General features: G+C 72.1%; 19 protein-coding genes. 7 read left to right on the top strand and 12 right to left on the bottom strand.

The window, feature by feature from the left end; genetic code table 11:
- Positions 1-76: 76 nt before the first annotated feature.
- A complete protein-coding gene (locus ACFV0T_RS07765) occupies positions 77-1903 on the bottom strand; it encodes a prolyl oligopeptidase family serine peptidase (protein ID WP_385775591.1) in 1827 nt (608 codons plus the stop codon).
- 160 nt (positions 1904-2063) lie between these two features.
- Here ACFV0T_RS07765 and ACFV0T_RS07760 point away from each other — a divergent pair, with 160 nt between their 5' ends.
- On the top strand, positions 2064-2846 hold the full coding sequence (locus tag ACFV0T_RS07760) for an SURF1 family protein (RefSeq protein ID WP_385775588.1): 783 nt from the start codon (positions 2064-2066) through the stop codon (positions 2844-2846).
- A gap of 132 nt (positions 2847-2978) precedes the next feature.
- Here ACFV0T_RS07760 and ACFV0T_RS07755 read toward each other — a convergent pair whose 3' ends face one another.
- The 7 genes from ACFV0T_RS07755 to ACFV0T_RS07725 all read right to left on the bottom strand — a co-directional run bounded on the left by ACFV0T_RS07755 (position 2979) and on the right by ACFV0T_RS07725 (position 9550).
- On the bottom strand, positions 2979-4019 hold the full coding sequence (locus ACFV0T_RS07755) for a hypothetical protein (protein WP_385775585.1): 1041 nt from the start codon (positions 4017-4019) through the stop codon (positions 2979-2981).
- A gap of 116 nt (positions 4020-4135) precedes the next feature.
- Positions 4136-4786, bottom strand: a complete 651-nt coding sequence (locus ACFV0T_RS07750) for a SigE family RNA polymerase sigma factor (RefSeq protein ID WP_385775582.1) — start codon at positions 4784-4786, stop codon at positions 4136-4138.
- Positions 4787-5204: 418 nt separating this feature from the next.
- A complete protein-coding gene (locus ACFV0T_RS07745; RefSeq protein WP_385775579.1) occupies positions 5205-6272 on the bottom strand; it encodes an aspartate-semialdehyde dehydrogenase in 1068 nt (355 codons plus the stop codon).
- Positions 6272-7546: an aspartate kinase gene (locus tag ACFV0T_RS07740; protein WP_385775577.1), complete on the bottom strand. Its 1275-nt coding sequence runs from the start codon at positions 7544-7546 to the stop codon at positions 6272-6274. The genes ACFV0T_RS07745 and ACFV0T_RS07740 overlap by 1 nt, the downstream gene beginning before the upstream one ends.
- 308 nt (positions 7547-7854) lie before the next feature.
- Positions 7855-8514, bottom strand: coding sequence for a DUF5063 domain-containing protein (locus ACFV0T_RS07735; RefSeq protein WP_385775575.1), 660 nt, complete (start codon positions 8512-8514; stop codon positions 7855-7857).
- Positions 8507-9106, bottom strand: a complete 600-nt coding sequence (gene recR, locus ACFV0T_RS07730; RefSeq protein WP_385775573.1) for a recombination mediator RecR — start codon at positions 9104-9106, stop codon at positions 8507-8509. Before recR ends, ACFV0T_RS07735 begins: the two co-directional genes overlap by 8 nt.
- Positions 9107-9205: 99 nt before the next feature.
- Positions 9206-9550, bottom strand: a complete 345-nt coding sequence (locus ACFV0T_RS07725; RefSeq protein ID WP_385775570.1) for a YbaB/EbfC family nucleoid-associated protein — start codon at positions 9548-9550, stop codon at positions 9206-9208.
- A 281-nt stretch (positions 9551-9831) separates the two neighbouring features.
- Between ACFV0T_RS07725 and ACFV0T_RS07720 the strand changes: the two genes are divergently transcribed.
- Positions 9832-10578, top strand: coding sequence for an SLATT domain-containing protein (locus ACFV0T_RS07720; RefSeq protein ID WP_385775568.1), 747 nt, complete (start codon positions 9832-9834; stop codon positions 10576-10578).
- 55 nt (positions 10579-10633) lie between these two features.
- On the opposite strand, the gene ACFV0T_RS07715 is transcribed toward ACFV0T_RS07720, so the two are convergent.
- Positions 10634-12157: a substrate-binding domain-containing protein gene (locus ACFV0T_RS07715; RefSeq protein WP_385775567.1), complete on the bottom strand. Its 1524-nt coding sequence runs from the start codon at positions 12155-12157 to the stop codon at positions 10634-10636.
- A 127-nt stretch (positions 12158-12284) separates the two neighbouring features.
- Positions 12285-14300 (bottom strand): protein kinase, encoded by a 2016-nt coding sequence (locus ACFV0T_RS07710; RefSeq protein WP_385775566.1) that lies wholly within the window; start codon positions 14298-14300, stop codon positions 12285-12287.
- Between the two features lie 209 nt (positions 14301-14509).
- Between ACFV0T_RS07710 and ACFV0T_RS07705 the strand changes: the two genes are divergently transcribed.
- The 4 genes from ACFV0T_RS07705 (at position 14510) to ACFV0T_RS07690 (ending at position 19842) form a co-directional block, all read left to right on the top strand.
- The gene (locus ACFV0T_RS07705; protein ID WP_385775564.1) at positions 14510-15865 is read left to right on the top strand and encodes an aspartate aminotransferase family protein; all 1356 of its coding nucleotides are present in this window, start codon (positions 14510-14512) and stop codon (positions 15863-15865) included.
- Between the two features lie 115 nt (positions 15866-15980).
- Positions 15981-16682, top strand: a complete 702-nt coding sequence (locus ACFV0T_RS07700) for a GntR family transcriptional regulator (RefSeq protein ID WP_385775562.1) — start codon at positions 15981-15983, stop codon at positions 16680-16682.
- The gene (locus ACFV0T_RS07695; RefSeq protein WP_385775560.1) at positions 16679-19123 is read left to right on the top strand and encodes a dolichyl-phosphate beta-glucosyltransferase; all 2445 of its coding nucleotides are present in this window, start codon (positions 16679-16681) and stop codon (positions 19121-19123) included. Before ACFV0T_RS07700 ends, ACFV0T_RS07695 begins: the two co-directional genes overlap by 4 nt.
- Positions 19124-19191: 68 nt before the next feature.
- Entirely contained in the window at positions 19192-19842 is a 651-nt protein-coding gene (locus tag ACFV0T_RS07690) for a hypothetical protein (protein ID WP_385775558.1), read from the top strand.
- A 51-nt stretch (positions 19843-19893) separates the two neighbouring features.
- On the opposite strand, the gene ACFV0T_RS07685 is transcribed toward ACFV0T_RS07690, so the two are convergent.
- Together ACFV0T_RS07685 and ACFV0T_RS07680 are read right to left on the bottom strand one after the other, a co-directional pair.
- A complete protein-coding gene (locus ACFV0T_RS07685) occupies positions 19894-20106 on the bottom strand; it encodes a hypothetical protein (RefSeq protein WP_385775556.1) in 213 nt (70 codons plus the stop codon).
- Between the two features lie 124 nt (positions 20107-20230).
- Positions 20231-21514, bottom strand: a complete 1284-nt coding sequence (locus tag ACFV0T_RS07680) for an adenylosuccinate synthase (RefSeq protein ID WP_385775554.1) — start codon at positions 21512-21514, stop codon at positions 20231-20233.
- 209 nt (positions 21515-21723) lie between these two features.
- On the opposite strand from ACFV0T_RS07680, the gene ACFV0T_RS07675 reads away from it, so the two are divergent.
- Positions 21724-22581 carry a diacylglycerol kinase family protein gene (locus ACFV0T_RS07675; protein WP_385775552.1) on the top strand — a complete coding sequence of 286 codons (858 nt, stop codon included), beginning with the start codon at positions 21724-21726 and terminating at the stop codon, positions 22579-22581.
- The last annotated feature ends 309 nt before the right edge of the window (positions 22582-22890 follow it).

Below are 22890 nucleotides of genomic sequence, written 5' to 3'. Positions count from 1 at the left end.
CCCCGGAACCCGTCGGACCGAACCGCCTCGTCCTCGAACGCCGGACGGGCTGCGAGCGCCGGCGGGACGAAAGCGGTCAGCCGCCGAGGTGTCTCTCCGCGAACTCCAGCTCCAGTCGCACCTGCTTGATCCGTTCGTCCACGACCAGCGACCCGTGGCCCGCGTCGTAGCGGTACACCTCGTGGACCGCGGCGCGGGTTTCGAGGCGCTTGACGTAGTTCTCGATCTGGCGGATGGGGCAGCGCGGGTCGTTGACGCCCGCCGAGATGTAGACCGGGGCCTTGACCTGGTCGACGTAGGTGAGCGGGGAGGACGCCTCGAAGCGGTCCGGGACCTCCTCCGGGGTGCCGCCGAGCAGGGTGCGGTCCATCGCCTTCAGGGCCTCCATCTCGTCGTGGTAGGCCGTGACGTAGTCGGCGACGGGGACCGCGGCGATGCCCAGGGTCCAGGCGTCCGGCTGGACGCCGAGGCCCAGCAGGGTGAGGTAGCCGCCCCAGGAGCCGCCGGTGAGGATCAGACGGGCGGGGTCGGCGAGCCCGGACTCGATCGCCCAGTCGCGGACCGCGCCGATGTCCTCCAGCTCGATCAGCCCGACGCGGTGCTTCAGGGCGTCCGTCCACGCCCGGCCGTAGCCCGTCGAGCCCCGGTAGTTGACCCGGACCACCGCGTACCCGTGGTCCACCCAGGCCGCCGGGGCGGCCGCGAAGGAGTCGCTGTCGTGCCAGGTCGGGCCGCCGTGGATGTCGAAGACCGTGGGAAGGGGGCCGGTGGCGCCCGCGGGCTTCTGGATCAGGGCGTGGATACGGCCGCCCGGGCCCTCCACCCACACGTCCTGCACCGGGACGGAGCCCGGGGACTTCAGACCGGGCGGGTCCAGGACCACCCCGCCCGTCGTCGAACGCACGGCGGACGGCTCGGCGGACGACGACCACAGGTACTCGACGCTGCCGTCCGGGCGGGCCGTCGCCCCGGACACCGTGCCGGGCGGCGTGGGGATCCTCGCCAGTTCGCTCGTCGTGAGGTCGTAGCGGAACAGTTCGCTGCGGGCCTCGAAGCCGTGCACGATCAGCAGCCCGCTGCCGTCCGGGTACCACTCGGCGTTCACGTCGCCCGGCAGGTCCAGCACCAGGTCCGTCTGCTCGCCCGTCGCGATGTCCCACACCAGGGGCTCCCAGCGGCCGCGCCGCTGGTGGCCGATGAGGAGGCGGGTGTCGCCGTCGACCGGGGCGAATCCGAGCACCTCCAGGCCCAGCTCCCGGGTGCCGCCCTCGGTGTCGTCCAGTTCCGCGACCGCCGTGCCGTCGGGGCGCAGCACGCGCAGCGCCGAGTGCATGGCGTCGCCGTGCTCGGTGTGCTCGATCGCGATCAGGGAGCCGTCGTGCGAGAGGTCGCCGACGCCCGCCGACTCGCGGTGGCGGTAGATCTCCGTGGGGGCCTCGCCCAGGCGCGCGAGGTGCAGCGTCGTACCTTCGTCGTCGGTGGAGCGGCCGACGACCGCCGTACGGCCGTCTCTGCCGAGGGCCAGGCCCGCCGGGTAGGAAGGCTCCAGGCCGGGCGTGGCCGTCTCGTTCTCGCCGCCGTCGAAGGGCTGGCGGCGCCAGACGCCGAACTCGTCGCCGTCCTTGTCGTCGAACCACCAGATCCACGTGCCGTCCGGGGAGAGCACGCCGTCCGTGGTGCCGTTCGGCCGATCTGTGACCTGGCGCTGCTCGCCGGTCGCCCGGTCCCAGGCGTACAGCTCGTACGTCCCCGTGGCGTTGGACACGAACAAGGCCCGGTGCGGTGCGTCCTCCGCCCAGTCGGGCAGCGACACCCGTGGCGCCCGGAAGCGCTTCTCCCAGTCCGGCATCTCCTCGCGCTGTACCTGCTGATCCGGCGAGGCGGACCCGTTGCTCTCAGTCATGGCCCCATACTGCCTGTCCCGGACGGCAATCCGCCGGTGAGGCCCCCACCCTGTGGATGACTTCGAGCAGTCCCTTTCCGATCTACTTCCGATTTCCTTACTTTTCCGGTGTCCTGCCCCGCCGCCCGGCGCCGCGTTCCCGCCCCGTACCTTTGAGGGCGTGTACCGGTTCCTGCTGACGCCCCGCTGGTGGGGGATCAACGTCTTCGTGCTGCTGGCCATCCCCTTCTGCGTCTTCATGGGGTCCTGGCAGCTGAGCCGGTTCGAGTCCCGGATGGCCGACCACCAGGACGCGGGCCGGCAGGCGGCGTCCGAGCGGACGCAGACGGCCCGGCCGCTGGCCGAGCTGCTGCCCGTGGACAAGGCGACGTCCGGCGACCAGGTCTCCGCGACCGGACGGTACGGCAAGCAGCTGCTCGTCCCCGGCCGCGAGCTGGACGGCCGCGAGGGCTACTACGTACTGACGCTGCTGCGCACCGACGGCGGCCGGGCGCTGCCCGTCGTACGCGGCTGGCTGCCCGGTGACGCCGACCCGGCGGCGGCCCCGGCGCCGCCGGCCGGCGAGGTCACCGTCACCGGCGCGCTCCAGGCGTCCGAGACCCCGGGGGACAACGGGGTCAGCGCGCGCGGCGGCCTGCCCGCCGGACAGACCGCGGCGATCAGCTCGGCGTCCCTGGTGAACCTCGTGCCGTACGACGTGTACGACGCGTGGGTCACGCTGAACCACGGCGACCCGGGGCTGACGGCGGTCCCCGCGGCCGCCGCGCCGGACACGGGACTGGACCTGAAGGCGTTCCAGAACCTCGGCTACACCGGTGAGTGGTTCGTGTTCGCCGGCTTCGTGGTCTTCATGTGGTTCCGGCTGCTGCGCCGCGAGGTGGAGTTCACGCGGGACGCGCGGCTGGGGCTGGTGACCGAGGAGCAGCGGCACGCGACGGTCTGACCGCCGCCCGCCTGGCCCTCCGGGGCTCGCCCGGCAACCCGGGCTCCCCCTGCCCGACACCCGGGCCGGTACGCCCGGCTCGCCGCCCTCAGGACGCGGCCCGGTACGCCGGTCCGGCGGACGTGGGCGTCCCTACGACGCGGCCAGCACGCCCGTCCGGTAGACCGTCCCCGCGCACGCGTTCGACACCGTGACCGCGGCCGACGGCGAGCCCGCCTCCGGCGTGTGCGAGACGACCACGCTGCCGTCGGCCGTGCCGTCCTCGGCGAGCATCTGGGTGGAGGTGCCGTCGCTGCCGGTGGAGCTGCCCGAGGAGGTGGAGCCCACGGCCCCGGTCGGACTCGGGTCGGGGCTGGGGCTGCCGGTGTCGGTGCCGCCGTTGCCGCCGGTGGTCGGACAGGTCGCGGAGGGCACCCAGGCGAACTTCACCTCGTAGGCGGAGCCGGGTGCGATGGTCAGCTGGGGGACGTAGAGGGAAGGGTCGGGCAGGCCGGCCGCGGCGTCGCCCGCGGCGTGCTCCACGACCGTGATCCTGGTGGCGTCCGCGGCGCCCTGGGCGAGGGGCGTGACGCTGCCGCCGCCGCCGACGGCACAGCCGACGGTGGAGACGTTGGTGACCCGGAACGTGCCGTAGACGATGCCGGCGGAGTCGGGGACGTCGGCGCTCGCGGTGGCGGAGCCTAGCTGGCCGGCCGTGCACGTGGGGGCGGTCGCCTCGATGCTGGCCGAGGGGTCGGCGGTGCCGGACGCGCCGGTGGCGGTGCCGGTGTCGTTGCTCCGCCCGGGACCCTCGGGATCGTCCTGGCCCGGGCCGGTGGAGTTGCCGCCTGCCCCGCCGGAGATGCTCGACCCACCGTCCGGGCCCTTGCCCGAACCGGAGCCGCCCTGCGCCTGGGAGCTGTTGCCCGCGATCGACGGGTCGGCGTCGGAGCCGACGGAGTGCGAGACGTGCAGCAGGGCGGGGACGGCGGTGCCGATGAAGAGGGCCGCGGCCGCCATGCCGACGGCGGCCTGCCGCTTGCGGGCGCGCCTGGCGGGTACCGCCCGCCGCAGGTGGTCCAGTGTGCCGTCGCGCGGCTCGATCTCCTGGACGACTTCGTGCAGCAGGCTGCGCAGTGCCAGCTCGTCCGAGTCGAGCCCGGCGGGGCTCTTTTCGTCAGGGCTGTGGTTCACGGTTCCGTTCCCAGCGTGCGATTGCTTCGGTTCCTGCTCGTGCGGCGACTTCGTCGGCTCGTGCCGGACGAACGGCTCGTGCCGCTCCTGCGACTCCCTACCCGCGGACTCTTCCCTCACGCCGTCGCCTCCATGGCGATGCGCAGGGCCGCGATGCCGCGGGACCCGTACGCCTTCACCGAGCCCAGCGATATCCCGAGCGACTCGGCGACCTGGGCCTCGGTCATGTCCGCGAAGTAGCGCAGCACCAGGACCTCGCGCTGGCGGCGCTGGAGGCCCTTCATCGCCTTGATCAGGGAGTCGCGCTCCAGCTGGTCGTAGGCCCCCTCCTCGGCGCTCGCCATGTCCGGCATCGGCTTGGAGAGCAGCTTCAGGCCGAGGATGCGGCGGCGCAGCGCGGAACGGGAGAGGTTGACGACCGTCTGACGCAGGTAGGCGAGGGTCTTCTCCGGGTCGCGGACCCGCTTGCGGGCGGAGTGGACGCGGATGAAGGCCTCCTGGACGACGTCCTCGCAGGAGGCCGTGTCGTCGAGGAGGAGCGCCGCGAGACCCAGCAGCGAGCGGTAGTGAGCCCGGTAGGTCTCGGTGAGGTGGTCGACGGTGGTGCCCGCCGCCGCGTCCTCGGCGTCACGCTGGTTCGGAATGCGGGTGGGCCGCGCTGCGGGCATGGGCGCGATCACCGGCATGCCACCCGGCATGCGGGTCCGTCGGGGCGGCCGCAGCACGGTGCCACGGGTCGCCGCTGTGAAATCGAGTACCTCTGCCACGCCAGTTGGACACGCTCCCCCCGGTGAGGGTTGTACGTGCCGGGCGTCTCTTTTGCGTCGGACGTGACGGCCGACGCGACCGGCGACGTTCTCGCGTCAGGCAGCACAACTGACGTTGCCTCAAATGCCCTCATGCGTCCCGCTCTTCCCCTATGTCCCATACGGTGGGCGTCCCCACGCCCACACCACGGCGTCCCCACGCCTGGATCACACGCGTCCCCACGCTCCGGAAGGGCGACCGCAAAGACGCTCCCCGCCCTCGGCGCGGTTGCGGAGGGCGGGGAGAAAATCTTCAGCCGCGGAGGACCGATGATTCAAGTGGTCCGGACCATCGACCGACTCACATTTTGTTTCGGATTCTACAAATCAGCGCGCGCACTGCCGGCGCTTTTCCGTCCGGCCGCCCCGGGCACGGGCCTCAGGCGAACTCGGCCGCCACCAGCTCCGCGATCTGGGCGGTGTTGAGCGCGGCCCCCTTGCGCAGATTGTCCCCGCAGACGAAGAGCTCCAGCGCGGTGGGGTCGTCCAGCGACCGCCGCACCCGCCCCACCCAGGTCGGGTCCGTGCCCACCACGTCGGCGGGGGTCGGGAACTCACCGGCGTCCGGGTTGTCGTACAGGACGACACCGGGCGCCGTGGCGAGGATCTCGCGGGCCCGGTCGACGGTGACCTCGCCCTCGAAGCGGGCGTGGACGGTGAGGGAGTGCGTGGTGACGACCGGCACCCGAACACACGTCACCGCGACGGGCAGCTCCGGCAGCCCGAGGATCTTGCGGGACTCGTCCCGCACCTTCATCTCCTCCGACGACCAGCCGTCCTCGCGCAGCGACCCGACCCACGGCACGACGTTCAGCGCCACCGGCTCCGGGAACGGCCCGGTGTTGTCCCCGACGGCCCGCCGTACGTCACCGGGATGGGACCCCAGTTCGGTGCCGGCGACCAGGGACAGCTGCTGCCGCAGGGTCTCGACGCCCGCCCGCCCGGCCCCGCTCACCGCCTGGTAGGACGAGACGACCAGTGCGCGCAGCCCGAACTCGGCGTGCAGCGCGCCCAGCGCCACGATCATGGACAGGGTGGTGCAGTTCGGGTTGGCGATGATCCCGCGCGGACGCACCCGCGCCCGGTGCGCGTTGACCTCGGGCACGACGAGGGGCACCTCCGGGTCCATCCGGAAGGCGGCCGAGTTGTCCACGACCACCACGCCCTTGGCGGCGGCGACCGGCGCCCAGTGCGCGGCGACCTCGTCGGGCACGTCGAACATGGCGACGTCGATCCCGTCGAAGGCCTCCTCCGTCAGGGCCACCACCTCGACCTCCTCCCCGCGCACGGCCAGCTTGCGGCCGACCGAGCGCGGAGAGGCGATCAGACGGATCTCGCCCCAGACGTCCGCGTGCTGGGACAGGATCTGGAGCATGACGGTGCCGACGGCACCGGTCGCTCCCACGACCGCCAGCGCCGGTCGTCCGGGGCGTCCGGTTCCGGCCATCAGCGCCCGGTGCCTCCGTAGACCACGGCCTCGTCGCTCTCGGAGTCCAGTCCGAAGGCGGAGTGCACGGCCCGGACGGCCTCCGGCACGTCGTCGGCGCGCGTGACGACCGAGATGCGGATCTCGGAGGTCGAGATCAGCTCGATGTTCACGCCCGCGTCCGACAGCGCCTCGAAGAAGGTCGCCGTGACACCGGGGTTGGTCTTCATACCCGCGCCGACCAGGGAGATCTTGCCGATCTGGTCGTCGTAGCGCAGCGAGTCGAAGCCGATGCCCGCCCGGTTGCGCTCCAGGGCGTCGATGGCCTTGCGACCCTCGGTCTTCGGCAGCGTGAAGGAGATGTCCGTCAGACCGGTGGCGGCGGCGGACACGTTCTGCACGACCATGTCGATGTTGACCTGGGCGTCGGCGATGGTCCGGAAGATCGCGGCGGCCTCGCCCGGCTTGTCCGGCACGCCGACGACCGTGATCTTGGCCTCGGAGGTGTCGTGCGCGACACCGGAGATGATGGCCTGCTCCACCTTCTGGTCCCCTTGCTTCGGCTCGTTGCTGACCCAGGTGCCCTGGAGCCCCGAGAAGGACGAGCGCACATGGATCGGGATGTTGTAGCGGCGGGCGTACTCCACGCAGCGGTGGAGCAGCACCTTGGAGCCGGACGCGGCGAGCTCCAGCATGTCCTCGAAGGAGATCCAGTCGATCTTCTTCGCCTTCTTCACCACGCGCGGGTCGGCGGTGAACACGCCGTCGACGTCGGTGTAGATCTCGCAGACCTCGGCGTCGAGGGCGGCGGCGAGGGCCACGGCCGTGGTGTCGGACCCGCCGCGCCCCAGCGTGGTGATGTCCTTCTTGTCCTGGCTGACGCCCTGGAACCCGGCCACGATGGCGATGTTGCCCTCGTCCAGCGCGGTGCGGATCCGGCCGGGCGTGACATCGATGATCCGGGCTTTGTTGTGAACCGAGTCGGTGATGACGCCTGCCTGGCTGCCGGTGAACGACTGGGCCTCGTGGCCCAGGTTTTTGATCGCCATGGCCAGCAGTGCCATGGAGATCCGCTCTCCGGCGGTCAGCAGCATGTCGAACTCACGCCCGGCAGGCATCGGGGATACCTGTTCGGCGAGATCGATCAGCTCGTCCGTCGTGTCGCCCATCGCGGAAACGACGACGACCACCTGGTGGCCGTTCTTCTTCGCTTCCACGATTCGCTTGGCGACGCGCTTGATGCCCTCGGCATCGGCTACGGAGGAGCCTCCGTACTTCTGCACGACAAGGCCCACGTGCGCTCCTCGCTCAGTTTGTCTTCTTGCCCGCACATACGCCGGTGTACTGCGGGTCGGCTCAGTCTATCGAGCGTCCGAATTCCACCCCTGCGGTCCCGCATGGTGAGATGTCCGGTCGCCGTTCCAGAACACTCCCTGCCCACTGGCACCAGGGGCACACAGGTGATCGCTGTGACGTGGGTTTCAGACTCCCCGGCTCGGGCGTCAGGAGGACCGGGGATGGGGAGTACCGGGCCGCGGAATCGGGCCGCAGAAGAACAGGAACCGTGCGGTCCGCCCCCGAGGCGGCCCGCACGGACGTCACGTCACTGGGTCTGGCCGAGCCCCAGGGGTCCCGCGATCTCCTCCGCCATCACCCGGCCGGCCTCGAACTCCAGCGTCTCGTCGCCCACGTCCTGGTCGGTGTCCAGGCCGTCCAGTTCCTCCAAGGGCTGGTTCAGCCGGATGTGGGCCAGGACGGAGTGCAGGGCCCTGAGGGTGGCCGAGGCCGTGGTGCCCCAGTTGGAGAAGTAGGAGAACTGCCACCACCACAGGGCTTCCGTGGTGCGGCCGGCGCGGTAGTGGACCATGCCGTGGCGCAGGTCGGCGATGACGTCAGCGAGGTCGTCGGAGATCCGGGCGGGAACGGGCGCCTTGCGGGGCTCGTAGGGGTCGAAGACCTCGGAGTAGACGTCGATCGGCTCCAGGAGGCGGGCCAGGTTCTCGCGGAGGTCATCCACGTCCGGCTCCGGGCCCGGGTCGGGCTCGTAGCGCTCGTCGGGGACGATGTCCTCGTGCGCGCCGAGCCGACCGCCGGCCAGCAGGAGCTGGGAGACCTCCAGGAGAAGGAAGGGGACGGCCGAGTCGGGCTCGTCGCCCTTCGCGACCTCGCCGACGGCCACCAGGAAGCTCTCGATCTGGTCCGCGATCTGAACCGCGAAGTCGTCCGGGTTCCGCTCGGTCGCGTGCAGCGTGGCGTCAGACATCTAGGAGTCGTCTCCCCTCGAAGGCGCGGCCGAGCGTGACCTCGTCCGCGTATTCCAGGTCGCCGCCCACCGGGAGGCCGCTGGCCAGGCGGGTGACCTTCAGGCCCATGGGCTTGATCATGCGGGCGAGGTACGTCGCTGTCGCCTCGCCTTCGAGATTCGGGTCCGTGGCCAGGATCAGCTCGGTGACCGTGCCGTCGGCCAGGCGGGCCAGGAGTTCCCGTATCCGCAGGTCGTCCGGGCCGACCCCGTCGATCGGGCTGATCGCGCCGCCGAGGACGTGGTAGCGGCCGCGGAACTCACGGGTGCGCTCGACGGCCACGACGTCCTTCGGCTCCTCCACGACACAGATGACCGTCGGGTCCCGGCGGGGGTCGCGGCAGATCCCGCACAGCTCCTCCTGCGCCACGTTGCCGCAGGTCGCGCAGAAGCGGACCTTCGCCTTCACTTCGAGGAGGGCGTGCGCGAGCCGCCGTACGTCCGTCGGCTCCGCCTGGAGGATGTGGAAGGCGATCCGCTGCGCGCTCTTGGGACCGACGCCGGGAAGCCGCCCCAGCTCGTCGATGAGGTCCTGGACCACGCCTTCGTACAACGGACTGCCCTTCCTGGGTCTTCAGGGTCTTTCAGTACGTACCGTAGTTGGAGGCCGCCCGTTCGAGGAAGGCGGTGGGCGCCTCTCCCGGTACGAACGTCAGAACGGCAGGCCGGGGATGCCGCTGCCGCCGCCCAGTCCCTGGGCCAGCGGGCCGAGCTTCTGCTGCTGGAGGGTCTGCGCGTTCTCGTTGGCCGCCTGGACGGCCGCGACGACGAGGTCGGCGAGGGTCTCGGTGTCCTCCGGGTCCACCGCCTTCGGGTCGATCTTCAGGGCGCGGAGTTCACCGGAGCCCGTCACGGTCGCCCGCACCAGGCCGCCGCCCGCCTGGCCGTCGACCTCCGTCTGCGCCAGTTCCTCCTGTGCCCGCGCCAGGTCCTGCTGCATCTTCTGGGCCTGCTGGAGCAGCTGCTGCATATTGGGCTGGCCACCACCGGGAATCACGATCAGCTCCTGGTTTCGTACGGTGTCGGGGCGGGGTTCTCCCCACCTGGCACGAGCCTACGTGGTCCAGGCAGGCATCGCTCCAGCACTCTTTCGAGTGACTCGTTTGTCCGTCCTATACCTGATCAAGGCCCTCTTACGGGCGGAAAAGCGATGAAACCTGTCTCTTCGCCACCCATTGGGCGGTAGGAAGGGGTGCGGCGCATCAGCATCGGATGTCACGGTTCGCCGTGCCACGGTGTCACGCAACGTGATCGGTCGGGATCAGTAGGGAGTGCCGGGTGGGTCAGCCGGAGATGCAGCCCGAGGGTCCGCCTCAGGACGGGCGGGACGAGGGCTCGGCCGGGCTGCGGCCGGGCGATCTGACCGGGCGGGCGTTTCCGCTCGGGGACTGGGGGGAGCCGGCCGAGCGGCTGGACGAGCTGTACCGGTGGGTGGAGCGCGGGGCGCTGGAGACCGCCTCCTGGTACCTGGCCGACCGGGTGGGCAAGCGGCGGGGCGCGTGGACCCTGCGCACGGGCGCGGCGGTCGGGGCGGTCTCGGGGGCCACGCTGCCGTTCCTGGACTTCACCAGGGTCGTCGGCGGGGTGGCGCCCTGGGGATATCTGGCGCTGCTGCTGGCGGGCGCGTGCGTGGGCGTCGACCGGTTCTTCGGGGTGACGTCGGGGTGGATAAGGGACGTGGCGACGGCGCAGGCGATCCAGCGGCGGCTTCAGCTGCTCCAGTTCGACTGGGCATCGGAGAGCGTGCGCGAGGTGCTGGGGCCGGCCGAGGGCACCGCGAGCGAGGCCGCCGACCGGTGCCTCGGCGTGCTGCGGCGGTTCTCGGAGGACATGACCGAGCTGGTGCGCACCGAGACCGCCGACTGGATGGTGGAGTTCCGGACCGGGTCGGCACCACTGGGGATCCAGTCGTCGGTGGCCTCCGTGCCCCGGCAGGACGCCGGGGGCGGCCACGGGCGCTTCCCGCTGCCGCCGGGCCCCTCCCGGCCGAACATGCCGAGGCAGCGCCCGCCCGAGCCGCGGTGAACCGCGGCCCCGGGACCCCTGTCGGGTGTACGCGCCCCCGGCCCCCGGACGGGCGCTACGCGCAGAGCTTCATCCCCTCCGGCGTCCAGCACGGGATGTGTCCGTGGGTGCGGATCACGTCCTGGCCGTTGCCCCGCGACAGATAGGTCAGGAAGCTCGACGCCAGGGAGTCGGCCGGGGGCCGGCCGTAGGTGTAGGCGTACTCGATCTCCCGGTAGGGGTAGGCGCTCGTGCCGTGTTCGATCGCGTCGACGGACGGCGGGTCGGCGTCCAGGTCCAGATGGTGCAGGCCCGGCGCGCGGTCGGCCGCGGTGAGCTCGCTGTAGCCGACCGCGCCCGGCAGTTCGGCGACCGTCGTCAGCACCTGGTCCGTCGAGTCCAGTTCACAGCGGATCACCGGGGCCGTCGGGTCGTCCTTGTGGACGCAGTCGACGGAGGAGTTGGCGATCTCGCCGCGGCCCAGCACCCGGCGCTGGAAGACCTGCCGGGTCCCCGAGTTGGCGTCCCGGCTGACCAGGTGCACCGGCAGGTCCGGGCCGCCGAGCTGCCGCCAGTTGGTGATCTGGCCGCGGTACAGGCGCCGTACGTCCCGCGTCGACAGGTTCCGCAGCGGGATCCTGTCGTTGACGACGAGCGCGAAGACCGACACCGCGATCCGGTTCTCCCGCAGCTCGGGCATGTCGCTGGGCTTGGGGCCGTCGGAGAGGGCCACGACGGGCGGCGCGCCCTTGCTCTGCGCGCCGGCCGCCGCCAGCTCCCGTACACCCGCGGTCGAGCCGTGCGCGTCGACCACTACGGTCGATCCCTCGCAGTCCCGCCGGTACTTCTGCGCGACCTCCTTCAGCACGGGCGCGAACGCCGTCGACCCGGTGATCGTCAGGGTGCCGTGGGCGCAGCCGATGGGCGGCGGGGTGTCGTCGCGGGTGACGACGAGGGCGGCGAGGGTGAGCACGCTGAGCGTGAGCATGATGGTGATCATCCGGGCCGCGCGGCTGAACAGGGGCGGCTTCTCGTCCGGGGTCGCGCTGCGGTTGGGGTGCACCTCGCCGTCCCGGATGCCGCCGCTCAGCCGGATCTCACGGCCCACGTCACCGCCGGAGAGCAGCACGAGCAGCTTGAAGTGGTCGCCGCGGTTGAGCGGGACGCGCGGGATGCGCAGGGTGTTGCCCTCGTAGCCGAGGCCGGCCGCCGGGGTGAAGTGGTCCATGAGGTGGTCGGTCTCGGGCGGCTGGGTGACCGAGACACCCCGGATGGTGCGGTCGGTGAACACCGCCGTCAGGCCGTGGAGTTCACGTCCGGTGTAGTCGTTGTCGACGATGCTCTGCGAGCCGTCGTTCTCTATCCGCAGCAGGACGAGCGTGGCGTCGGTCATGCCGGGGGCCTCGTCGAAGAGTCCCAGCCGTCTGCTGGCCCGCCCCGATCTGACGTCGTCGCCGATCGGGTTGTCCATCTGTACGCGGTAGCCGATCCGTTTGCGGCGCGGCACCCGGCGCTCGTACCAGACCATGACGCCGGACGCGACGATACCGAGGACCGCGGTCCCCAAGGCGACGACGTTCTCTGCGCTCAGCCACTCCACCTGGGTGCCCCCGCAACTCCCCGGAGCCGAATCGTGGGGTCACCGTACGGCTGCCGGAGAGGGCCTTCCAGGCCGTACCTGCGAAGTTCGCCGTACGTTCAACTGTCCTGCCGTGACGTCCACTTCGTCACTGCCTGACGTACGTGAGCTGCTCTCCGGTGCTCGTGTTCACCCGCTCCAGACCGCCACCGGGCAGCAGGGTCACCCGGGTGGCTCCGCCCGGGGAACAGGAGGATCTCGGCTCACCGGACGTCACGGTGGACGGGCCGATCTCCAACGGGCCCTGCGCGGCGGGCTTCCGGGTGAGCCGGGCCGTGAACTCGCAGTGGTAGACGCCGGTCCCGGCGGGGCCGTCGGCGATCAGGGTGAGGAGCGCCTCGCCCACCTCGCCCTGCCGGATGGTGAGCCGGCGGGTGTTCGCGCCGTCGATCGTCGCGGCCCAGGTGCCGACGTACCCCTCCGGAACGGCACCGTCGCCGGGCACGGCGGTGCTCGATCCGGAGCCCGAGGGTTCCGGCCGGGACGGCTCGGGGGTCGTGGCGTCCGGCGAGGTCTGCGCGCCGCCCGTCGACGGGGCGGTGGGGCTCGCGCCGGGGCGGCCGGCCCCGCTCATCAGGGCGTACACCGAGCCGCCCGCGGCCAGTGCGACGACCAGGGCGATCAGGACGAGGAAGACCGTGGACCGGCCGTTCGGGCGCCGCGGCTCCTCGGGGAGGCCGGACGGGTGGAGCAGGGTGGAGCCGCCGGGCGGCGGGCCGTAGGGCGGGGTGCCACCGGGGTCGCCGTAGGGGTTGTACGGAGCCGGGACACCGGTGGGCGTGCCGTGCCCGGGGTAGCCGTAGGCAGGGTGCGGGTGCGGGTGCTGCTGGGGGTGGCCGTAGGAGGGGTGGGCGGGTGCCGGTGCCGACGGGTTCGCCGGTGTCACCGCGGACGTCGGCAGTTGTCCGGGGCCCGCGTCCGACGGGGAGACGTCGTCCGCGGCGGAGGCGTGCTCGGGCACGGCCTCCTGGGCGTGGACCGCCCGCCGCGGGCCCTCCGCGTCGACCGGCTCCACGGGCTTCGACCGGTCCACCGGACCTGCCGGACCTGCCGGACCTGTGGGATCTGCTGAACCCACCCGCCCTGCCGGGCCTGCCCGGTCCACCCGGCCCTCCGGGCGGACCCGATCCGCCGGACCCTCCGGCCCCGCCGAACCCGCCCGGTCCACCGGCCCCGTCGGCCCCGTCGGATTCTCCGTGTCCAGCAGCCGTACCGCGTGCCGGCCGAGCTGGGCCACCAGCACGCCGGGCAGCCAGGGATCGCGGGAGCGTCCGCCGGAGACCGTGTCCTGCGCTCCGGTCCGCGCCAGGAGCGCGCCGAGCGACGGGCGGGCCGCCGGGTCCTTGCGCAGACAGTCGCGGACCAGGTCGGCGATGCCCTCGGGCACGCCCGTCAGATCGGGCTCCTCCTGCGCGATACGGAACATCAGGGCGTGCACCCCGCTGTCGGCGGAGCCGAAGGGCAGGGTGCCGGTCGCGGCGTAGGCGAGCACCGAACCGAGGCAGAACACGTCGCACGCGGGCGTCACCCGGTCACCGCGCACCTGCTCGGGCGCCATGAAACCGGGCGAACCGACGAGCGAGCCGGTGCTCGTCAGACCGCTCTCGGCCATCGTCTCCATGGCCCGCGCGATCCCGAAGTCGATGACCCGGGGACCGTCGAGGGTCACCAGCACGTTGGACGGCTTGAGGTCGCGGTGGACGATCCCGGCGGAGTGGATGTCCACGAGCGCGTGGGCGAGCCCGGCGGCGAGGATCCGTACCGACCGCTCCGGCAGGGCTCCGTGGTCGTGCCCGACGACCTGCTGGAGGCTGGGCCCGGCGACGTACCCGGTGGCGACCCACGGCACCGGCGCCTCGGTGTCCGCGTCCAGCACCGGCGCGGTCCAGTACCCGCCGACCCGTCGCGCGGCCCGCACCTCCTGCCGGAACCGCGCCCGGAACTCCTCCCGCTCGGCCAGCTCCCGGCGCACCAGCTTCACGGCGACCGTCCGCCCGCGGTCGGACCGCGCCAGATACACGTGCCCCATGCCGCCGGACCCGAGCCGCGCCAGCAGCCGGTACCCGCCGATCCGCGGCGGATCTCCCGGTCCGAGCATCTCCATGGCTGCGCCGCCTTCCCCCCATAGGTGTGCAACGCACCGAGAATAGTGCGGCCCCGGGAGGAGCCGGCCGGAGCGGTCTCCACGGTTGCGTAACAGCCGTCCCGCCCGCGGTGCGGGCCTGCGGTGTGGACAACCTGTCGCGGAAAGCCCCCGACCGCAGACAGGACGCCGATACCGCTTCCGTATCGCGGACATTTACGCTCGCCCGCATGACCCCTCAGACCGACCCCCAGGCCGGCGCCGCCGTGAAGGCCGCGGACCGCGCGCATGTCTTCCACTCCTGGTCCGCGCAGGAGCTCATCGACCCGCTCGCCGTCGCCGGCGCGGAGGGGTCGTACTTCTGGGACTACGACGGCAACCGCTACCTCGACCTGACCAGCGGGCTCGTCTTCACCAACATCGGCTACCAGCACCCGAAGGTCGTCGCCGCGATCCAGGAACAGGCCGCGACCCTGTCCACGTTCGCGCCCGCCTTCGCCGTCGAGGCGCGCTCGGAGGCGGCCCGGCTGATCGCCGAGCGCACCCCCGGCGACCTGGACAAGATCTTCTTCACCAACGGTGGCGCCGACGCGGTGGAACACGCCGTGCGCATGGCGCGACTGCACACCGGCCGCCCCAAGGTGCTCTCGGCGTACCGCTCGTACCACGGCGGGACCCAGCAGGCCATCAACCTCACCGGCGACCCACGCCGTTGGGCCTCCGACGGTGCCGCGGCCGGGGTCGTGCACTTCTGGGCGCCGTTCCTGTACCGCTCCCGCTTCTACGCCGAGACCGAGGAGCAGGAGTGCGCCCGGGCGCTGGAGCACCTGGAGACGACGATCACCTTCGAGGGGCCGTCGACGATCGCCGCGATCATCCTGGAGACCATTCCGGGCACCGCCGGGATCATGGTCCCGCCGCCGGGCTACCTGGCCGGGGTGCGTGAGCTCTGCGACAAGTACGGGATCGTCTTCGTCCTCGACGAGGTGATGGCCGGGTTCGGGCGCACCGGTGAGTGGTTCGCGGCCGACCTGTTCGACGTGGTGCCGGATCTGATGACCTTCGCCAAGGGCGTGAACTCGGGATACGTGCCCCTCGGCGGGGTCGCGATCTCCGGCGCGATCGCGGAGACGTTCGCGAAGCGGGCGTACCCCGGCGGCCTGACGTACTCCGGTCACCCGCTGGCCTGCGCGGCCGCCGTCGCGACGATCAACGTGATGGCCGAGGAGGGCGTCGTCGAGAACGCGGCGCGGCTGGGCGCGTCCGTCGTCGAGCCGGGGCTGCGGGAGCTCGCGCGGCGCCACCCGAGCGTCGGCGAGGTGCGCGGCGTCGGCATGTTCTGGGCGCTCGACCTGGTCAGGAACCGGGAGACCCGGGAGCCGCTGGTGCCGTACAACGCGGCCGGTGCGCAGAACGCGCCGATGGCCGCGTTCGGCGCCGCCGCGAAGAAGCACGGCGTGTGGCCCTTCATCAACATGAACCGCACCCACTTCGTGCCGCCGTGCAACGCCGGCGAGGCGGAGTTGAAGGAAGGACTGGCCGCTCTGGACGCCGCGCTCTGCGTGGCCGACGAACACACGGAGTAGGCGCCTCGCCCGGGCGTCCCGGGAACCCGAACGCGTAAGGTGGCGTGCTCGTAGATGTACATGAGCGACTCGGACGAGCACGCCCCTGCCACGTGACGAGGGAGACCCCCCGACGATGCCCGGCCCCAGCGGCAACGGCGCCGTGACCCGCAGCACCCTGCGGCAGCAGATCGCGGACGCGCTTCGTGACGAGGTGCTGGCCGGGCGGTTGCAGCCGGGACAGGAGTTCACGGTCAAGGAGATCGCCGAACAGTACGGGGTCTCCGCGACCCCGGTGCGCGAGGCGCTCGTCGATCTCTCCGCACAGGGCCTTCTGGAGGCCGACCAGCACCGCGGTTTCCGGGTGCACGAGTACTCGGCCGACGACTTCCGGGGCATCGTCGAGGCCCGCGGGCTGGTCACCGAGGGCATGTTCCACGCACTCGAATCCGGCCACAAACGCTTCCAGGACCTCGGCGACCCACGGGTCGCCGCCGCCGTCGCGGGGGTGCGCCGGCGCGGCGAGGAGGCCCAGCGCGCCGCCGACGCCGGTGACCTGACCGTGCTGATCGGATACGACCTGCGGTTCTGGCGCGAGCTCAGCGCCTTGTTCGGCAACCCCTACCTCGTCGACTTCCTGCACCGGCTGCGCGTGCAGTCCTGGGTGTGCGCGGTGCAGCACCTGCGCCGCGTGACCGACCTGCGCGGCCTGCTGTGGGCCGGGCACACGGAACTGGTCGACGCCCTGGCCCGGCGTGATCTGCCCGCCGCCCGGCTGATGGTCGAGGAGTACAACACGCACTCCCTGACCCTCATGGAACGGCTGGCCGGCGGATGAGGAACACCGGGAGGAGCGCCGTCGGCCTGTCCGTCGTGGACCTGTCCGTCGTCGTCCCCGCCTACAACGAGGAGCAGCGGCTCGGCCCCACCCTCGACGCGATCACCCGCTATCTCGGCGAGCCCGAGGGCAGGTGGGGCGAGTGGGAGATCGTGGTCGCCGACGACGGCTCCACCGACGCCACCCGGGAGATCGTCACCGCCCGCCGGGACCCCCGGATCCAGCTGGTCGCCAGCCCCCGCAACCGGGGCAAGGGCCACGCCCTGCGGCTCGGTGTCGCCGCCACGCGCGGCCGGCGCGTGCTGGTCACGGACGCCGACCTGGCGGCGCCGATCGAGGAGCTGGAGAAGCTCGACAAGGCGCTGAGCGAGGGGAACGCGGCGGCCGTCGGCTCCCGCTCGGTCCCGGGCGCGGAGATCGGCTACCGCCAGCACCGGCTGCGCGAACTGCTCGGCCGGGCGGGGAACTTCCTGATACGCAGCGTCGCGGTCCCGGGGATACGCGACACCCAGTGCGGCTTCAAGCTGTTCGACGGCGACAGCGGGCGAGCCGCCTTCGCCGGCTCCCGGCTCAACGGCTGGGGCATCGACGTCGAGGTCCTCCAGCACTTCCGCCGCGCCGACTGGCCGGTCGCCGAGGTCCCGGTGACCTGGTCCCATCAGTCCGGCTCGAAGGTGCGGCCCCTGGACTACGCCCGGGTCCTCGGCGAACTCGGCCGCCTCAAGGCCCGCGCCCTGCGCCCCGCCGACGCCTTCGCGGCCGTCCTCTTCCTCCTCATGTCCGTGGCCCTGTACTCGGGCCGCTTCTTCGACCCGGCCCACCGCTATCTCCAGGACTCCCTCCAGGACCAGAACCAGTGGGAGTGGTTCTTCGCGGTGACCGCCGACAACGTCTCCCATCTGCGCAATCCGCTCTTCACCGACCTCCAGGGCTTCCCCGACGGCGTGAACCTCATGGCCAACACGGTCATGCTGGGCCTGTCGGTGCCCTTCGCCCCGGTCACGCTGCTCCTCGGGCCCGCGGCCGCGCTCAGCCTGTGCATGGCCCTGGGCCTGGCCGCCACCGCCACCGCCTGGTACTGGCTGATCGTGAAACGGGTCGTACGGCAGCGGGCGGCGGCCTTCGTCGGCGCCTCCCTGGCCGCCTTCGCCCCGCCGATGGTCAGCCACGCCAACGCCCACCCCAACTTCGTGATCCTGTTCATGATCCCGCTGATCATCGACCGTGCCCTGCGCCTGTGCGCGGGCACCCGGGTCGTACGCAACGCGGTGATCCTCGGACTGATGGCGGCCTACCAGATCTTCCTCGGCGAGGAGCCGCTGCTGCTCGCGTCGATCGGGATGCTGCTGTTCGCCTGCGCCTACGGGGTGCTGCGCCGGGACGTGGCGAAGGCGGCCTGGCGCCCGCTGCTGCGCGGCCTGCTGATCGCCGCCGCGGTCTGTCTGCCGCTCGTCTGCTACCCGCTGGTCTGGCAGTTCGCGGGCCCGCAGAGCTACCACAGCGTCCTGCACGGCGACAACGCGGGCAACAGCCCCCTCGCCCTGCTCTCGTTCGCCGAACGCTCACTGCTCGCGGGCGACGCGGATCGCGCGAACGCCCTCTCCCTCAACCCGACCGAGCAGAACGCCTTCTACGGCTGGCCGCTGGCCCTGCTCGCCTTCGCGATCGTCGTACGGCTGTGGGAGCGGACCGTCGTCAAGGCGCTGGCGTTCACGGCCCTGGCCGCGGCCGTGCTGTCGCTGGGCCCGAAGGTCCGCGTCCCGCTGACCGACACGGTCTTCCCCGGCCCCTGGGCCTTCCTCTCCGACAAGCCGCTGTTCGAGTCGGTCATCGAGGGCCGGGTCGCGATGATCTGCGCCCCCGCGCTGGGCGTGCTCCTCGCCCTCGCGATCGAACGGCTGGCGGCGATCCGCCGCGTCGGCACGGTCTACGCCGGTCTGCTGGCCGTCTCCCTGGCCCTGCTCCCCCTGGTCCCCGCGCCGCTGAAGTCGACGCCCCGCGTGGATGTCCCCGCCTTCATCGCCGACGGTATGTGGAAGCCGTACGTCCAGCCCGGCGAGAGCCTGGTCCCGGTCCCGCTGCCCGACCCGGGCAACGCGGAGGGGCTGCACTGGCAGACGGCCGCGCACCTCGGCTTCAGACTCCCGGGCGGCTACTTCAACGGGCCCTACGGCGACGACCGCGTCGGCATCTACGGCGCCTCCCCGCGCCACACCTCCAACCTGCTGCGGGACATCCGCTACTCGGGCAAGGTCCCGGAGATCGGCACGAACTGGAAAGCGCAGGCCGCCCGGGACTTCGCCTTCTGGAAGGCGGGCGTGCTCGTGCTCGCCCCGCAGCCCCACGACACCGAGCTGCGCCAGGCCCTGGAGAAGCTGGTCGGCCGACCCGGTAGGTGGACCGGCGGGGTGTGGGTATGGGACCTGCACGAGGGGAGCTGAACCCGTGCCGCAGCGACTACTCTTCCCTTCCCTGACCGCCGTGCTACACGCTGAGCGAGGAGCTCTCTTTGGCCTGTGACCTGTGGCTGGTACCGCTCGTCGACGTCTTGTGCCACACGCCCGACAACCCGTTCGCCGAGGAACTCGCCCAGTACAACAAGGTGCTCACCGAGGCCGGGCTGCCACCGGTGCCGGTGTACCAGTACATGCCGGGCCTGTCCGGCGAGGTCGCCCCGGTGGCCGGCTTCGACTACGACGCGCTGCACTTCCTGCGCCGCGCCTACCTCCTCCAGGTGTGCGGGCTGCCGGTGACGCCGGTGGACGACCTGGGCGGCGACTACGAGCAGCTCCTGGAGATGTTCGAGGCGACGGCCCAGCAGTCGCACCTGGTCTGGCACTACGACCACGCGGGCGCCTATGTGCCGGTGGACTTCCCGCACCCGCTGTCCGACGACGACCTGCTCGCGGGCGGCGGCCCGCTGGGCTCCTCCCAGGCCCTGCTGCGGGAGCTGGAGCAGGTCGCCCCGGTGATCGGCATCGACGCGGCGCACCCGCCGCTGGCCCCGGGCCCCCCGCCCACGCCGACGGAACTGGAGCAGCCGGCCGCGCCGGCGCCGTACGATCCCAGCCCCTTCGCCCGTGAGCGGCACGTCTGGCTGGGACTGCACGCGGCGGCGACGCGGAGCCTGGCACAGGGATCGATGATCGTCTTCAGCTGAGGACCGTGCGCGGCGGTGTCCGGCCCGGGCCGCGCGGGCCGGTCCCGCACGTCAGGGACGGCCGATGAGCGTGATCTCCGGCGGCCACAGCACCGCGCCCGCCATCAGCAGGGACGGCCCCAGATGCACCGGGCACACCCGCAGCGGCGGCCTGTCGTACCGGGCGATCTCGAAGACGGCCGGGTCGGCGCAGTCCGTCTCGTCCGGCCGCTCGCCCTCGCCGCCGTACGGTCCCCGGCACAGCGTCCTGCGGTGCGCTCTCATACCCCGATTGCACCCCGCGGCACGCGGAACCGCCCGCCGATCACACCCGGAAGGGCGGACCGACGGGCGGTTCGGCGGGCGGCCTGAGCAGCCGGCGGAGGCGGTTCGTCCCCGCGGCGGCGGCCTAGACGAACGAGTTGATCTCGATCGTCTCGTCCCGGCCCGGACCCACGCCGATCGCGGAGATCGGGGCGCCCGACATCTCCTCCAGGGCCCTCACGTACGCCTGCGCGTTCTTCGGGAGGTCGGAGAACGACTTCGCCTTGGTGATGTCCTCGGACCAGCCGGGGAGGGTCTCGTAGATCGGCTTCGCGTGGTGGAAGTCGCTCTGCGAGTACGGGAGTTCCTCGACGCGCTTGCCGTCGATCTCGTACGCCACGCAGACCGGGATCTCCTCCCAGCCGGTGAGGACGTCGAGCTTGGTGAGGAAGAAGTCGGTCAGGCCGTTCACGCGGGTCGCGTAGCGGGCGATGACCGCGTCGAACCACCCGCAGCGGCGGTCGCGGCCGGTGGTGACACCGCGTTCGCCGCCGATCCGCCGCAGCGCCTCACCGTCCGCGTCGAACAGCTCGGTCGGGAAGGGTCCTGCGCCGACCCGGGTGGTGTAGGCCTTGAGGATGCCGATGACCCGGCTGATCTTCGTCGGGCCCACGCCGGCACCGGTGCAGGCGCCGCCCGCGGTCGGGTTCGACGAGGTGACGAAGGGGTACGTGCCGTGGTCGATGTCCAGCAGCGTGCCCTGACCGCCCTCGAAGAGGACCACCTTGTCGTCCTCGAGCGCCTGGTTGAGGACGAGGACGGTGTCGGCGACGTACGGCAGGAGCTTGTCCGCGTAGCCCAGCAGTTCCTCGACCACCTGGTCCACCGCGATCGCGCGGCGGTTGTAGAGCTTGGTGAGGACCTGGTTCTTGACGTCGAGAGCCGCCTCGACCTTCTGGGTCAGGATCGACTCGTCGTAGAGGTCCTGCACCCTGATGCCCACGCGGTTGATCTTGTCCGCGTAGGTGGGTCCGATGCCCCGGCCGGTCGTGCCGATCTTCCGCTTCCCGAGGAAGCGTTCCGTCACCTTGTCGACGGTGACGTTGTACGGAGTGATGACATGAGCGTTTCCGCTGATCAGAAGCTTGGACGTGTCGACGCCGCGCTCGTTCAGACCGCTCAGCTCGGAGAGCAGGACCGACGGGTCGACCACGACACCGTTACCGATGACGGGGATGCACCCCGGGGACAGGATTCCGGAAGGGAGGAGGTGAAGGGCATACTTCTGGTCGCCCACGACCACCGTGTGGCCGGCGTTGTTGCCGCCCTGGTAGCGCACCACATAATCAACGGATCCGCCCAGCAGGTCCGTCGCCTTTCCCTTGCCTTCGTCACCCCACTGAGCACCGAGCAGCACAAGTGCGGGCACGCGCGTACACCCCTTCCGGGCGGGGCATGTCCAGAGTCGGGGCGTACGCGGCACGGCTTTGTGCTGTGTACACCGGCGGCCTACGTCGGCCACCTACGGCCGTAGTCGGCCGTGAACCCGTCGGACCCGGATGCCCCGGAATAGACGAAGCCCCTGGCGCAATAGCGCAAGGGGCTCTTGCACAAAGATGCTACCCGAGGAAGCGAGGCATGACCGAGGTGGCGACTTCCGACCAGTTGCTGGTGGTCATCGACCCGGTCGCCCGGCAGACGGACGGCGAGGCCGTACGGATCGCGAAAGACGTGCTCAGTGCGGGTGCGACGACGAAGGTGTGTCTGCCGGAGGGGCCCGAGGAGTTCGCCCGCGCCCTGGCCCGGCGGGGGTCCCGCCGGCCGGTGGTGGTCGGCGACGACCGGGCGCTCGTACGGGCGGTGTCCCTGCTGCACCGTCAGCGGGAGCTGGCCGGATGCGTGCTGTCGGTGGTGCCGGTGGGCACGGCGCTCTCGGTGGCCCGTTCGCTCGGGGTGCCGACGGGGACCGTGGCGGCCGCGCGCGCCGTGCTGTACGGGGCCGAGCGGCGGCTGGATCTGCTGGTCGACGACAGCGACGGCGTGGTGCTGGGGGCGCTGCACATCCCGCCGGTCCCGGTGTTCCAGGTGCCGCAGGAGCCCGTCGACGACCCGGCGCACCCGTGGCTGCGGACGTACCAGTCCCTGGTCCGCACGCTGGTGCCGTCCCGCCCGCCGAGGACCCCGTCCCCGGTCACCGCGCCCCGGACCGGGCCGTCCCGGCTGCGGGTGGAGGTCGACGGGGTGACGCTGATCGACCTGGACCAGCCGGTGGAGGCGGTGTCGGTGACACCGGGAGGCGCCGGGTTCGCCGCGGTGGAGGTGCACCCGGCGTCGGTGGGCGCGGAGGTGGCCCCGCTGCTGGCCCGCGGACGCCTGGTGACCGTCTCGGGCACGGACTTCCGCTACCGAGCCGACGCAACCGTCGCCGGCCCGGTACGCCGCCGGACCTGGACGGTCCGGGAGGAGGGCCTGAGCCTGACCCTGCCGGTCCGGTGAGCGACGGGTCGGGGCGAGGCCAGGCATCCCGGGGGCCCGGAGACCCGGAGGCCGGACGGCCGGGGGCCGGAAGCCGGAGACCCGGAGACCCGGGAGCCTGACGGCCGGGGGCCGGGGGCCGGAAGCTGGAGGCCGGACGGCCGGAGACCCGGAGACCCGGGAGCCTGACGGCCGGGGGCCGGAAGCCTGACGGCCGGGAGCCAGAGGCCGGAGGCCTGACGGCCGGGGACCCGGGAGCCTCACGGCCGGGGGCCGGAAGCCGGGGGCCGGAAGCCGGGGGCCGGAGGCCTGACGGCCGGGGGCCGGAGG

It is taken from the genome of Streptomyces sp. NPDC059582 (assembly GCF_042735715.1).
GTDB lineage: Bacteria > Actinomycetota > Actinomycetes > Streptomycetales > Streptomycetaceae > Streptomyces.
This window is presented reverse-complemented; position numbering and strand designations above follow the sequence as displayed.